Genomic DNA, 13,735 nt, shown 5'->3' with positions numbered 1-13,735 from the left:
ATTTTGAGCGATCAAAGCAAGCAAACAGGCTTAATCGGAACGATCCATATGAGAATTGGAGACGTAACGGAGGAAGTCAAAAATACGACTCCGGATGCCATAGATTTGCAAAGAAGCTTTCGTCGCATGTGCGATGTAAACACAGACTATGCGATTATTGAGGTTTCCTCTCATGCATTGGAGCTGGGAAGAGTCCGCGGTTGCGAAATCCATACAGCGGTTTTCACCAACCTGACGCAGGATCACCTCGACTATCATAAAACGATGGAAAACTATCGCTACGCCAAATCATTGTTGTTTTCCCAGCTGGGCAACAGCTATGACACAGACCGTTTAAAAACGGCTGTACTGAATGCGGATGATGAGGCGTCCGAATTATATGCTACCGTTACACCGGCGCGAGTCATTACATACGGCATTGATCAACCGGCAGATGTAAGGGCAAAGCAAATCGAAATCACCAGTAAAGGAACTTCTTTTACAGTCGAAAGCTTCGCTGGCAGTGCACGTCTGAACTTGAAGCTGATGGGAAAGTTCAATGTGTATAACGCTTTGGCAGCCATCGCGGTTACACTCGCAGAAGGTATTCCACTAGAAGAAATCAAAGCGAGCCTGGAAGCAGTAGCGGGCGTAAATGGGCGATTTGAAGCAGTAGATGCTGGTCAGCCGTTTGCCGTACTCGTCGACTATTCCCACACGCCAGACAGCTTGGAAAATGCGTTGATGACAGTCAAAGAATTTGCGCGTGGCAACGTATTTTGCATCGTTGGCTGCGGAGGCGACAGGGATCGAACCAAACGCCCAATCATGGCGCAAATTGCAACGAAATATGCGGATCTGACCGTCTTAACATCAGATAATCCGCGCTCAGAGGAGCCGCAGGCGATTCTCGATGACATGCTGGCTGGCTTGTCAGAAGTGGCACCTGATCGTTATACGGCACTGGCAGACCGACGCGAAGCGATTGCGCATGCCGTTTCGCTTGCAAAGCCGGACGATGTGATCTTGATCGCCGGAAAAGGACACGAAACGTATCAAATTATAAAAGACCAGGTATTGCCCTTCGATGACCGTGAAGTTGCGCGCGAAGCGATTGCCCGGTACAACCAAGAATAAAACAGATGCCACACACTGCATCGAAAGAAAGGAGGCTCGGGCATGTTCGTTGACAACGTCCTAATCGTCACGATCGTCGCTGCGTTTCTCATCGCCGTACTCATTGGCCCATTGTTTATTCCATTCCTTCGCCGCCTGAAATTTGGGCAGGCAATTCGTGAGGAAGGACCGCAATCCCATTATAAGAAGGCTGGAACTCCCACCATGGGAGGCACCATCATTCTTTTGGCACTCATATTTACCGTGCTGAAGTTTGCTAATGCGAAAATGGAAATTTACTTCCTGTTATTGGTGACTCTCGGATACGGTTTAATCGGGTTTCTGGATGATTTCATCAAAATCAAGAAAAAACGCAACCTCGGGTTGACCGCCAAACAGAAGTTTGCTGGTCAGATTGTCTTGGCAATCGGCGCTTATATTTTGCTGCTCATGATGGGGCATGACACGTCTATCCATCTGCCAGGTACACCGTGGAAGCTGGAGCTCGGCTATTTCTACTTCCCATTCCTGTTGTTCCTCTTGGTGGGTACAACGAATGCCGTTAACATCACAGATGGCGTGGATGGACTTTTAGCAGGGACGGGAGCGATTGCTTTTGGTGCTTATGCGATCATCGCATGGTTTGGTCAAGATTATGACACCGCAATTTTTAGTGCGGCTGTTGTAGGTGCGCTACTTGGCTTCCTCGTCTTCAATGCACATCCTGCACGCGTGTTCATGGGTGATACTGGTTCACTCGGACTTGGTGGAGCGCTGGCCGGAATTGCAATCATGACCAAGACGGAATTGCTCTTGGCTATTATCGGTGGGGTATTTGTTGTCGAGACGCTCTCTGTTATTATGCAGGTAGTCTCCTTTAAGACACGTGGAAAGCGCATTTTCCGTATGAGTCCCCTGCATCATCATTTTGAATTAACAGGCTGGTCAGAGTGGCGCGTGGTTGTCACGTTCTGGCTCGTCGGTATGTTCTTTGCTGGATTGGGTGTATACCTTGAGGTGGTGACAATCAGATGATGCGTTTTCAAGATAAGCATGTCGTCGTTATTGGTATGGCAAAGAGCGGTGTCGCAGTGGCAAAACTGCTACACCGCTTTGGTGCTCATGTCGTCGTAAATGATAAAAAACCACGTGAAGAAGCGGTGGGGATAGAAGAGCTGGAATCGTTGGGGATTCCGGTCATTTGCGGCTATCACCCAGATGATCTGATTCATGAAGGAGTAGCGCTTGTGGTTAAAAATCCGGGGATTCCGTATGAAGCGGCACCCGTCAAGCAGGCGCAGGCACTTGGTATTCCTGTGGTGACGGAAGTGGAGCTGGCCTCCCAGATTGCCAAGGCACCGATTATCGGCATTACAGGCTCCAATGGCAAGACCACGACGACTACGCTCGTCGGACTGATTTTTAAAGAAGCGGGTCTGGATGCGAAGGTAGGAGGCAATATTGGTACCGTGTTGTGCGGCCTGGCGGAGGAAGCTGGTCCCGATGAATGGCTCGTTGCCGAATTGAGTAGCTTCCAACTGATGGGGACAAGGGAATTCCGCCCGCATATCGGTGTTTTGCTCAATCTGTATCCTGCACATTTGGATTACCATCACACAATGGAAGAGTATTTGGCAGCCAAACTGAAAATGTTTGCGAACCAAACATCAGATGACGCAGCTATCTTGCCATATGACCAACCAGAGATCGTAGAAAAATGTAAAGACCTCCCAGCAGATATCTACTACTTTAGCAAGAGTCAAGAGGTTCCAAAGGGAGCTTTTGTCAAGGATGGTTTGATCCTGCTTGCGGATGGGAATGGGAATACAGAGCCAATCGTAGCGATAGCGGACATTACCGTTCCTCATCTGGACAACGCTCTGGCGGCGATTCTAGTTGCGAAGCTCGCGGGCGCGGACAAGCAATCGATTATACAAGTTCTTACTACCTTCCCAGGGGTAGAGCACCGGATGGAGTTCGTAGATTCGATTCGCGGTGTCAAATACTTCAATGATTCAAAAGCGACCAACCCGGAAGCGGCATCGCGTGCCTTGCAAGCGTGCAAGGAGCCGGTTGTATGGATTTGCGGCGGGCTCGATCGTGGTGTTGATTTTCGGGAACTGCTACCTGTGATCCAAGGTCGGGTAAAAGCAGTCATCGCTCTCGGGCAAACGGCTCCGATTTTACTGGAACGTGCTCAGGAAGCAGGGATTAATGAGCGTATCCATGTCGATACTGTGGAAAAAGCCGTTCTTGCTGCTTCCCGGTTGGCCGAATCAGGTGATGTGGTCTTACTGAGCCCTGCTTGTGCGAGTTGGGACATGTTTCCTTCGTTTGAGACAAGGGGGAGCATGTTTAAGGACGGCGTGCATAGACTTAAAACAAGCCTAGCATAACGTCCCACTGTACCATCAAGAATATGACAAAAGCGGGACGGCATGAGAAAGGATGACCTGGCACAATGAGCAAGGTACGCTCTGCCCCCGACTTCGTAATTATTTTTGCAACACTTTTTTTATTGGGAATTGGCATCGTGATGGTGTACAGCGCCAGCGCGATCGTGGCGCAAAAGCCGCCATTTTCTGATCCGTATTTTTTTGCCAAGAGGCAACTGATCTTCGCTCTGTTAGGGATTACATCCATGTACATTACGATGAATATCGACTACTGGGTGTGGAAGCAATGGGCCAAGCCAGGGTATTTGATGAGCATCGGTTTGTTGATTCTGGTTTTGATCATCGGGATTGAAGTAAATGGCTCGAAAAGCTGGCTTGGTTTTGGAGCTTTTGGTATTCAGCCGGGTGAATTTGCGAAGCTTGGCGTCGTTGCATTCTTGGCGAGGTGGCTCGCAGATAATCAGAAGCAAATTGTCTTGTTCCGAAAAGGTCTTATGCCTGCCTTGGGAATCCCAGTTCTTTGTTTTGGCTTGATCATGCTACAACCGGATTTGGGCACAGGAACGGTTTTGATGGGAACAGCAGTTGTCATGATTTTTGCTTCAGGTGCACGGATCAGTCATTTTGTTGGATTAGGAATGATCGGAGTTGCTGGCTTCATCGGCTTGGTTTTGTCAGCACCTTACCGAATCAAAAGGATTACGTCCTTCCTCGATCCGTGGTCTGACCCGCTCAATACCGGCTATCAAATCATCCAATCCCTTTACGCAATAGGTCCCGGCGGTTTGTTGGGTCTTGGTCTGGGGCAAAGCAGACAGAAGCACTTGTATCTTCCTGAGCCTTACAATGATTTTATATTCTCGATTGTCGCGGAGGAGCTTGGCTTTATCGGAGGCACGCTCATACTCCTGCTTTTCCTCCTCTTGTTGTGGAGGGGAATGCGGACGGCGATTACGGCTCCAGATTTATTCGGAAGCATGCTTGCTCTAGGGATCATCGGCATGATTGCCATCCAGGTGGTCATCAATATTGGCGTGGTGACAGGGATGTTTCCGGTGACAGGGATCACGTTGCCGTTCTTAAGCTACGGTGGTTCATCATTGACACTGATGCTCACTGGTGTAGGTGTCTTGTTGAACATCTCTCGTTTTTCTCGATAAATAGAAACCTCAACAGGGAGTATGCAATAAGCAAGAAAATCAGCCTATTGCTACTCCTTCTCAAAAAAGGGTGTGAACGTATGCGTGTCGTCTTAACAGGCGGTGGCACAGGTGGACATATTTATCCGGCGCTTGCGGTGGCGAGGGAAGTTTCCCGCCAAAATCCGCAGGCTGCCTTTTTGTATATTGGCAGTAAAAAAGGCTTGGAAGCAGGTTTGGTTCCAAAATCAAATATTCCTTTCCAATCCGTGGAAATTAGCGGGTTGAAGCGCAAGCTGTCGTTGGACAACCTGAAGACCTTGTGGAAATTCGTCCGGGCAGTTGGCGATGCCAAGAAAATGCTGCGCGAGTTCAAGCCGGATGTCGTAATTGGGACGGGTGGATACGTATGTGGTCCAGTCGTATATGCAGCTTCGCGATTGGGGATTCCGACTCTCATCCATGAGCAAAACGTAGTGCCGGGCTTGACCAACAAGTTTCTTTCTCGTTCCGTTACTCGGGTGGCCGTCTCGTTCAAAGAATCGCTTGCCCATTTCCCCGCTTCTAAAACAGTACTGACCGGCAACCCTCGTGCAACGGAAGTCATGCACGGTAATGCAGAGGCGGGACGTAGCTTTTTGGGCTTGGACAACAGCAAAAAAATCGTGCTGATCTTTGGGGGGAGCAGGGGAGCGCGGGCAATCAATGAGGCCGTGCTTTCGGTTGTTACGCAGTTGGGCAATTATACCGATATTCATTTTGTATATGTGACGGGCGACGTTCATTTTGAAACGATTTCAGCACAGCTTCGTGAACTGGGAACACTTCCAAGTAACATTTCTGTGCTTCCTTTCGTCCATAATATGCCGGATGTTTTTGCGGCAACGCATGTATTGGTTGGTCGTGCAGGGGCATCTACATTGGCAGAAATAACAGCACTAGGTGTGCCTTCGATCTTGATTCCGTCCCCGTATGTCACGAACAACCATCAAGAGAAAAATGCAAGGGGATTGGAGCGCGCAGGGGCAGCTCATGTCATTGTAGAGCGGGAGCTTACCGGAGAGAGCTTGCTCCTTTCCTTGGAAAATATCCTTGCCAATCCAGCGAAATGGGAAGAAATGAAAAACAGTTCTCTTTCCTTGGGGATGCCGCAGGCTGCGACGGAAATTGTCCGTCAATTAGAGGCGATTACACGAAAAAAATGATCAGATGGGCGATTGTCACGCCGATCTGGGCGAACGCATAGTATGGAGCAAACACGTGAGAAGACTAGGTCCGACCTAGCAAACGTATCAGGAGGTTCACAAATGAAAAAGATCGCAGATGAACTCATGCAAGCAGGAATCGAAAAAGTGTGGACCGATGAACCCCTTGCTAATCATACAACGTGGCGGATCGGGGGTCCTGCTGATTTGTTAATCCAACCCAAGGATAAAGCATCCTTGCAAAAAGCCTTGCAGATCCTCCATCGTCATGAAATTCCTTGGAGTGTTATCGGGCGCGGTTCAAACCTTCTGGTGAGGGACAGAGGGATACGTGGAGCCGTGCTTAAAGTGGCCGAGGGCTTGAGCCACTGTGAGTTCAAGGGCGAAGAGGTGTGTGTGGGTGCCGGATATTCCATGATCCGCCTGGCGGTGGAGACAGGCAAGATGGGATTAACAGGTATGGAGTTTGCAGGAGGGATTCCTGGTACGGTAGGCGGCGCCGTCTATATGAATGCGGGGGCACACGGATCTGATCTTTCACGTATTCTTATTGATGCCGAGATCCTTTTCGAAAACGGCGAAAGTAAAGTGTTGAGTAACGAGGAACTGAGCTTTAGTTATCGGACTTCTCTTTTGCAAAAGCAAAAAGGGATCGTGCTAGAGGCCCGTTTTCAATTGAGGACGGGAGATCGCAAAGAGATTGCGGGCACGCTCGCTGCCAATAAGGAACGACGGCGCAATACGCAGCCACTGCAGATGCCGTGTGCCGGCAGCGTGTTCCGAAATCCGCCAAATGACCACGCAGGTCGCCTGATTGAGGCGGCTGGGCTGAAGGGCTATCGGATCGGAGGAGCTCAGGTTTCAGAAAAACACTCCAACTTCATCGTGAATTGCGGAGGAGCAACGGCTGCCGACGTCCTCACCTTGATTGATCACGTTCGGAGCACCATTCTCGAGAAAAATGGGATTGACCTGCATCCGGAAGTCCTGGTGGTGGGCGAGGGGTAACACGGAGGTGAAAGTTTGGAGACTTTTGCGATCGAAGGAGGAAGACCTCTGTCCGGTTCGCTTCGGATCCAAGGTGCTAAGAACGCTGCTCTTCCCATTCTTGCCGCTGCTGTGCTCGCGGAAGGGCAATTCTATATCTATGACGTCCCCCATCTAAAAGACATTAAAGTCATGCTCGAAATCTTGACGTTGCTTGGGGCGAATACGAAGCATGAGGACGGATGTGTCGATCTGGATACAACGTCTGTCTGTGTCCCGCAGGTGCCGGATGATTTAATGAGCCAAATGCGTTCTTCGATTTTTTTGGCGGGACCACTCCTGGCACGTCTGGGTGAGGTCACAATTTCTAGGCCAGGTGGATGTGACATTGGAGAGCGCAGGATTGACTTGCACTTGGCTGGATTGACTGCGCTAGGAGCCAAAATCGAAGAAACGGAAGGCTACATTACATTTCGGGCCAAACAATTACGTGGGTCCAATATCTTTCTTTCCTTCCCTAGTGTGGGCGCAACGGAAAATATCATGATGGCGGCTGTGCTGGCAAAAGGCACGACCCGAATTTGTAATGCAGCACGAGAACCGGAAATCATCGACCTCCAAAATTTCCTGAATGCAATGGGGGCGCGGATCAGAGGGGCAGGCACCGATACGATTGAGATCAGTGGTGTACCTCGCTTGCGTTCCGTTAGTTACCGGATCATACCGGACAGAATTGTGACAGGAACCTATATGCTGGCTGTCGGTATTTCACAGGGACACATTGAACTGACCAATACTCTGCCTGAGCAATTGACGGCATTGATTGAGGTCGCCCGTAGCTGCGGTGTTGAAATCAAGACCCGCCATGATATAATGGAAATCAAAAGCACCTCCCGTCCACGTGCCTACGACCGGATCATTACCTCGCCTTATCCCGGATTTCCAACCGATTTGCAGGCGCAGCTGATGGTGTTTCTGTCACAGGCTAGGGGAACAAGTGTCATCAAAGAGACCATTTTTGAAGGAAGATTCAAACATGTGAATGAATTGGCGCGAATGGGCGCCTCTATATACGTAGATCTTGGCTCCGCAATCATTCGGGGTGTCAATAAATTGACCGCTACGAATGTCGAAGCTACGGATCTTCGAGCAGGTGCTGCCTTAGTCCTCGCAGGGCTTGCTGCAGAAGGTATTACCACGGTGAACCAGATCCATCATATCGATCGCGGATACGATCGGCTGGAAGAGCAGTTGCGTCAATTAGGGGCCGATATATCACGCGTATCGATTTAACCGGGGGAGAGTGGGCGGCATAATGTTATGCCGCTTTCCCTGTTTTGTTGAATGACATTTATTCGAAAGACATCCAGCAATTTACTTTTTTGCTCTGGGCAATGAGCCTAAAAAACATGAGGAAGGGTACGGCCATGGCGGTATACGAGGAACGCATTCCGCAAGTCAAGCAACAACGCCCCAGAAGAAGGGGCAACCGCAAGCTGGTCATTCTGCTAGTGTTGTTTTTTCTTACCATTCTCATCATCGTTTTTATCCGCTCCCCTTACAGTAAGGTGCAAGAGATTCGAGTGATTGGTAATGATATTTATACGACGGAGCAAATCATTGCACAATCTGGCTTAACAAAGGACATGCAGTTTCTAAACGTATGGGAGAACAGTGTACGAAATAACTTGAAACCATTAGAGGCCATTAAAGATGTGACGGTGAGCCGGTCTTTCCCAGGATTGATCACGCTACATATAACTGAACAAAAGCGCGTCGCATTTTGGAGTGGGCAGGACGGAAGCCGCTATGCTTTACTGGACAATGGCTATGTGCTCAAACAGGTTAATTTCGCCAAGCGCGTAGTGGACAGGCCATTGATTAGCTCGTGGGCCTCACCTGAGCTCCTTCCCCATCTCGCCAAGTCGCTATCGAAATTATCGCCAGATGTACTCGCGGAGATTTCGGATATTACACTGACGCCAACGGTTTACGACAAGCAACGCGTCACGCTGTACATGCGAGACGGGAATGAAGTACGAAGCGTTATCTACAAGCTGGACAAGATGATGAACTGGTATCCGACGATCGTGAAAGAATTGCCGCCAGATACGAAAGGGGTGCTCTCTTTGTTTGAGCAGCCATGGTTTATTCCGTACGGAGCTCAAGGGGCTATTCCTATTCAGGAAGGGCAAGAGCAACCACAGCAGTAAATGAAAAAGGGGAAAGTAGACAATGAGTCGTCGTCGCAAATTTCATTTGTATTTAACCATCGTGACGTTTTCTACCGGCTTTCTAGTGGCCACTTCCTTCGAAACGAACAAGCTTACGCGCAAAGAGCGGATGAATGATCAGCTGTTCCAACAGGAAACGCAATTGAATGACCGAATTTTGGCTGAGAAGGAGCAAAATCGGCATCTTGAAAATCAACTGCTCGATTTGCAGCGTCAGGTGGGCAAAGTGGAAGAAGCGATGGCGGAGCGTAAATCGGAGGCTGCAGAGACACTCGGTCAACTGGATGCGGCGCGGATGCTGGCAGGGGTAGTCGCTGTCCAAGGGCCGGGTATCGTCATAACGATGCAGGATAGCCAGAATGCAGCGAACAGCGCAGACATCGCGAACTACATCGTACATGAGCAGGATGTGCGCCTGGTCGTCAATGAACTGCGTGCAGCAGGAGCAGAGGCGATCAGCATTAACGGACAGCGAGTGGTGAGTAATTCCGAGATCCGTTGCATTGGACCCACGATCATCGTAAACGGCATCAAGTCGGCCGCTCCATTCGTCGTAACAGCGATCGGAAATCCCGACACACTAGACAGTGCGTTGAACTTGCCGGGAGGTGTTTTGCACTCCTTGCAAGATTTTGTCCAAATCAGCGTAGCCAAAAAAGAGCGGGTCGAACTGCCTGCCTTTGTTGGTGATGCGAAAACGAAACACTCCTAAATAAAAGGATGCGTTTACCTATGTTACAAAAAAGCCGTAAAATCACATTTATTCTTGCCATTATTAGTGCTATCATAGGTGTGATGTTGACTGTGCAATTACGAAGCAGTCTTCATCCTGTCCATAAAGAGTCTCGCAGCATCGCGGAACTTCGGACCACGTTGCAAAAAGAACTGGAGAAACACAAAAACCTGCTCGCAGACATTTCAAAGTATAATCAACTGTACTACCAATACGAAACCTCACTCAGTGAAGATGAAAGTATCTCCGTTATGAAAGAGGAGTTGGCACGGACTCGCCGAATGGCTGGTATGGTAGGGATGGAGGGAGAAGGCATCGTTATTGATGTTGTCGATGCCCATACGCCTGCAGAACCAGCTATGGATGAACATATGCCTGTGCCAGTTGTAGGAGACTATACGATTGACGATGAAGATTTGCGCTGGTTGGTAAATATCCTGTTTGCAAACGGAGCACAAGCTGTTTCCATTAATGGTCATCGACTGATTGCTACCACTGCGATTCGCAATGTGGGAGACGTCATCCAAATCGATACCAGGACGATCAGGGCTCCGTATGAGATAAAAGCATTGGGGGAACCTGAAGTATTGTTGTCCGCATTGAAGCTGGAGGGCGTAGAGGAGAACTTTCAGCTGGCGAATAAGAAGGTGCTGGCCGAAAAACGGGACAAGCTGATGATCTCAGCGAATAACGAAACGCGTGTCATTCAATTTATGAAACCTGTGAAAGAAAAAGGAGATTCGTAACCATGTGGCTCCCGCTTATCGGACTGATTGTCGGTCTTGTTGTCGGCTTCCTGCTGGATTGGCGTGTGCCCCAGGAGTATAGCAGCTATCTGTCAATAGCCCTCCTGGCTGGATTGGATACGATCTTTGGGGGGATTCGTTCGTTTTTAGAACGTACTTTTAACGTTCGTATTTTCATGTCTGGATTCTTTTTCAACACACTTTTTGCAGCAGGCTTGGCCTTCATCGGAGGGTTCTTGGGGATTGATCTGTATTTGGCTGCGATCGTGGCTTTCGGGGTTCGCTTGTTCAACAATCTCGCTGTCATTAGGAGAATTGTTCTATCCAAATGGATCAATCAGCAAGAATAACGCGAAGAAAAATGGGAAGATGGTCATTTTTTTACAAAAAATCAATAAGAAAAAAAGGGAATGGTTGTCCTGTGTGGAATAATTTATGCAGGTGTTCTCACTTTAGCAAGAAAAAAGACGTAGCAGGGGAGGTGTCACAGGTTTGGTAAGCAATGAATTCATCGTCAGCCTAGACATTGGAACATCCAAAGTACGCGTCATGATCGGCGAGATCAACAACGGTTCCATCAACATCATCGGCGTCGGACAATCACACTCAGAAGGCATCAAGAAGGGCGTGATTGTAGACATCGACCAAACCGTGCATGCCATCCGAGAAGCGGTTGATCATGCGGAGCGCATGGTTGGCGTTTCAATCGAAGAAGTGTATGTGGGGATCACTGGAAACCATATCGATCTGCATGAAACCCAAGGGGTTGTCGCTGTATCCAGCGAAGACCGTGAGATACGAGAAGAAGATATTCAACGCGTAATTCAGGCAGCGAAGGTCGTGGCTATTCCTCCAGACCGTGAAATCATCGAGGTAGTCCCAAAGGAGTACATCGTTGATGGACAAGGGAGCATTAAGGACCCGCGTGGAATGATTGGTGTCCGACTGGAAATGGAAGGGACCATTGTGACCGGGTTGAAAACGGTCGTACATAACATCGTTCGCTGTGCTCAACGAACCAATCTGCGTGTAGCTGGAATATTCTTGCAACCGCTTGCGGCTAGCACTGTTGCACTTTCCAAAGATGACAAAAATATGGGTGTCGTTCTTGTCGACATCGGTGCGGGTTCTACCACGATCGGTGTATTCGAACAGGGGAAACTGGCAGCGACCACCGTGATCGGCATCGGTGGCGACCACATTACGAGCGATATCTCACTGGGACTGCGCACGCATACAGATGTGGCAGATCGTGTGAAAACCAAGAATGGCTGTGCCCTTATTGACGAAGCATCTGAAGATGTGAAGTTCAAGGTGAACCGGATTGGCAGCGAAGTCGAGAAGCAATTTACGCAAGTGGATTTGGCCAATATTATCGAGCCGCGCGCTGCGGAAATATTCCAATTAGTCGAGGATGCTGTATACAAATTGGGCTACCGCGACGAAATTGCAGGGGGCTATGTTCTTACGGGTGGTACCGTAGCCATGCCTGGCATGTTGGAATTGGCAAAAGAAGAATTGGACGCACCTGTTCGAATTGCGATTCCTGATTACATCGGAGTGCGAGATCCTGCCTACACCACTGGGGTAGGTTTGATTCAATATGCCTTGCAGTTGATGGAGCGCCGCAGCATTCGCGTGACCCCCTCATTCAAGGGCACTCAGAAGCAAACCGTCTCGTCTAAGCCAAAAGAAGGCGGCGGTTTGATGGAAAAAGTAAAAAACTGGTTTAGCGAATTTATTTAATGGTGTTCGCTTTACCGAGCTTAACTACAATGACGATGATGAGGTCGATTCGTTCCATTGTGTTTAGTTGACAGGCTTCTGTAGCCACGAAGTTTTCTTATGTTGAATTGGGGAGGACTAGCAATATGCTGGAATTTGATATGGACTTGGAATCCTTTGCACGAATTAAAGTCATTGGTTGCGGGGGCGGAGGTAGCAATGCAGTAAACCGCATGATCGCAGGTGGAGTAAAGGGTGTAGAATTCATCACCTTGAACACCGACGCGCAAGCACTTCAGCTCTCTAGTGCAGATATCAAGCTGCAAATCGGGGAAAAGCTGACACGTGGACTTGGAGCTGGTGCGAATCCCGAGATCGGTAAAAAAGCGGCGGAAGAAAGCCGTGATTTGATTGAAAACGCTCTGCGTGGAGCTGACATGGTATTCGTAACTGCTGGTATGGGTGGTGGTACGGGTACAGGTGCAGCGCCTGTTGTTGCAGAGATCGCGAAGGAAATGGGTGCTCTTACAGTTGGTGTAGTAACCCGTCCATTCTCCTTCGAGGGTCGTAGACGTTCCCAGCACGGTGAGATCGGTATCGCTGCTCTGAAAGAAAAAGTAGACACACTGATCGTGATTCCTAACGACCGTCTTTTGGAAATCGTTGATAAAAATACGCCAATGCTCGAAGCGTTCCGCGAAGTTGACAACGTACTGCGACAAGGGGTTCAAGGTATTTCCGACCTGATTGCGGTACCTGGATTGATCAACTTGGACTTCGCTGACGTGAAGACAATCATGACTGAGCGCGGTTCTGCTCTCATGGGAATCGGTGTAAGCAGCGGCGAAAATCGTGCGGCTGAAGCAGCTCGTCGCGCTATTTCCAGCCCACTGCTCGAGACTGCGATTGATGGTGCACGCGGTGTTCTCATGAATATCACAGGCGGTACCAACCTGAGCTTGTACGAAGTAAACGAAGCAGCCGATATCGTATCTTCTGCTTCGGACCCAGATGTTAACATGATTTTCGGTGCGGTAATTAACGAGGATCTGAAAAATGAATTGGTAGTGACCGTAATTGCTACAGGCTTCGAGCATAGTCAACGCGCGGCGGAAGCTCCACGCCGTCAACAACAGCCGATCAATACGCCTGGCAATCGTCCGACACCAGTTTCCAATACGAATAACAGCCGTCCGAAGGAAGAAGAGGAAGACAAGTCTTTCTTCTCCATGGGCAACCTGGATAATCTGGATATTCCAGCATTCCTGCGCAATCGCCGCCGCAACAAAAACTAAAGCGAAAAACGACTGTCAAAAGCCTTGTTCCCGTCAGTGGGGACAAGGCTTTTTTTTCGTTGATTGGATGAAAAATGTTAGACAAAAAAACCAAAAAAACACCGTCAAGAATTGACAGACTTTACATACACATTGATATATACTGCTTTTACTGATAGAAGTCGTCCTACTATTTGCCAT

Annotated in this window: 13 protein-coding genes; all 13 read left to right on the top strand. The window is 49.0% G+C overall.

The annotated features are described in order from the left end of the window. The coding region (locus HP568_RS28195; protein WP_173630834.1) for a UDP-N-acetylmuramoyl-L-alanyl-D-glutamate--2,6-diaminopimelate ligase at positions 1 to 1,116 on the top strand (1,116 nt) is incomplete at its 5' end. A 42-nt stretch (positions 1,117 to 1,158) separates the two neighbouring features. Continuing rightward, entirely contained in the window at positions 1,159 to 2,130 is a 972-nt protein-coding gene (gene mraY, locus HP568_RS28190; protein ID WP_007717699.1) for a phospho-N-acetylmuramoyl-pentapeptide-transferase, read from the top strand. After that, on the top strand, positions 2,127 to 3,491 hold the full coding sequence (murD, locus tag HP568_RS28185) for a UDP-N-acetylmuramoyl-L-alanine--D-glutamate ligase (protein WP_173630833.1): 1,365 nt from the start codon (positions 2,127 to 2,129) through the stop codon (positions 3,489 to 3,491). Before mraY ends, murD begins: the two co-directional genes overlap by 4 nt. Positions 3,492 to 3,556: 65 nt before the next feature. Next, a complete protein-coding gene (gene spoVE / locus HP568_RS28180) occupies positions 3,557 to 4,651 on the top strand; it encodes a stage V sporulation protein E (RefSeq protein ID WP_048033750.1) in 1,095 nt (364 codons plus the stop codon). Positions 4,652 to 4,731: 80 nt separating this feature from the next. Next, positions 4,732 to 5,835 (top strand): undecaprenyldiphospho-muramoylpentapeptide beta-N-acetylglucosaminyltransferase, encoded by a 1,104-nt coding sequence (gene murG / locus HP568_RS28175; protein ID WP_173630832.1) that lies wholly within the window; start codon positions 4,732 to 4,734, stop codon positions 5,833 to 5,835. A gap of 102 nt (positions 5,836 to 5,937) precedes the next feature. After that, a complete protein-coding gene (gene murB, locus HP568_RS28170) occupies positions 5,938 to 6,843 on the top strand; it encodes a UDP-N-acetylmuramate dehydrogenase (protein WP_048033748.1) in 906 nt (301 codons plus the stop codon). Between the two features lie 15 nt (positions 6,844 to 6,858). Continuing rightward, complete coding sequence (gene murA / locus HP568_RS28165; RefSeq protein WP_048033747.1) at positions 6,859 to 8,115, top strand: UDP-N-acetylglucosamine 1-carboxyvinyltransferase; 1,257 nt, start codon at positions 6,859 to 6,861, stop codon at positions 8,113 to 8,115. Positions 8,116 to 8,249: 134 nt separating this feature from the next. Then, positions 8,250 to 9,035 (top strand): cell division protein FtsQ/DivIB, encoded by a 786-nt coding sequence (locus HP568_RS28160; RefSeq protein WP_048033746.1) that lies wholly within the window; start codon positions 8,250 to 8,252, stop codon positions 9,033 to 9,035. 22 nt (positions 9,036 to 9,057) lie between these two features. Continuing rightward, complete coding sequence (locus HP568_RS28155) at positions 9,058 to 9,768, top strand: DUF881 domain-containing protein (RefSeq protein ID WP_048033745.1); 711 nt, start codon at positions 9,058 to 9,060, stop codon at positions 9,766 to 9,768. Between the two features lie 20 nt (positions 9,769 to 9,788). Beyond that, positions 9,789 to 10,535, top strand: a complete 747-nt coding sequence (locus HP568_RS28150; RefSeq protein ID WP_048033744.1) for a DUF881 domain-containing protein — start codon at positions 9,789 to 9,791, stop codon at positions 10,533 to 10,535. A gap of 2 nt (positions 10,536 to 10,537) precedes the next feature. Further along, positions 10,538 to 10,885: a small basic family protein gene (locus tag HP568_RS28145; RefSeq protein WP_007717721.1), complete on the top strand. Its 348-nt coding sequence runs from the start codon at positions 10,538 to 10,540 to the stop codon at positions 10,883 to 10,885. Between the two features lie 142 nt (positions 10,886 to 11,027). After that, on the top strand, positions 11,028 to 12,281 hold the full coding sequence (ftsA, locus tag HP568_RS28140; RefSeq protein ID WP_007717723.1) for a cell division protein FtsA: 1,254 nt from the start codon (positions 11,028 to 11,030) through the stop codon (positions 12,279 to 12,281). A gap of 125 nt (positions 12,282 to 12,406) precedes the next feature. Then, positions 12,407 to 13,555 carry a cell division protein FtsZ gene (gene ftsZ / locus HP568_RS28135; RefSeq protein ID WP_048033743.1) on the top strand — a complete coding sequence of 383 codons (1,149 nt, stop codon included), beginning with the start codon at positions 12,407 to 12,409 and terminating at the stop codon, positions 13,553 to 13,555. The last annotated feature ends 180 nt before the right edge of the window (positions 13,556 to 13,735 follow it).

The organism is Brevibacillus sp. MS2.2, from assembly GCF_013284345.1.
Taxonomy (GTDB): Bacteria; Bacillota; Bacilli; order Brevibacillales; family Brevibacillaceae; genus Brevibacillus; species Brevibacillus brevis_C.
This window is presented reverse-complemented; position numbering and strand designations above follow the sequence as displayed.

Coding starts and splice junctions, on each gene's coding strand:
- mraY (WP_007717699.1), top strand. CDS start 1,159: ATGTTCGTTGACAACGTCCTAATCGTCACGATCGTCGCTGCGTTTCTC.
- murD (WP_173630833.1), top strand. CDS start 2,127: ATGATGCGTTTTCAAGATAAGCATGTCGTCGTTATTGGTATGGCAAAG.
- spoVE (WP_048033750.1), top strand. CDS start 3,557: ATGAGCAAGGTACGCTCTGCCCCCGACTTCGTAATTATTTTTGCAACA.
- murG (WP_173630832.1), top strand. CDS start 4,732: ATGCGTGTCGTCTTAACAGGCGGTGGCACAGGTGGACATATTTATCCG.
- murB (WP_048033748.1), top strand. CDS start 5,938: ATGAAAAAGATCGCAGATGAACTCATGCAAGCAGGAATCGAAAAAGTG.
- HP568_RS28160 (WP_048033746.1), top strand. CDS start 8,250: ATGGCGGTATACGAGGAACGCATTCCGCAAGTCAAGCAACAACGCCCC.
- HP568_RS28155 (WP_048033745.1), top strand. CDS start 9,058: ATGAGTCGTCGTCGCAAATTTCATTTGTATTTAACCATCGTGACGTTT.
- HP568_RS28150 (WP_048033744.1), top strand. CDS start 9,789: ATGTTACAAAAAAGCCGTAAAATCACATTTATTCTTGCCATTATTAGT.
- HP568_RS28145 (WP_007717721.1), top strand. CDS start 10,538: ATGTGGCTCCCGCTTATCGGACTGATTGTCGGTCTTGTTGTCGGCTTC.
- ftsZ (WP_048033743.1), top strand. CDS start 12,407: ATGCTGGAATTTGATATGGACTTGGAATCCTTTGCACGAATTAAAGTC.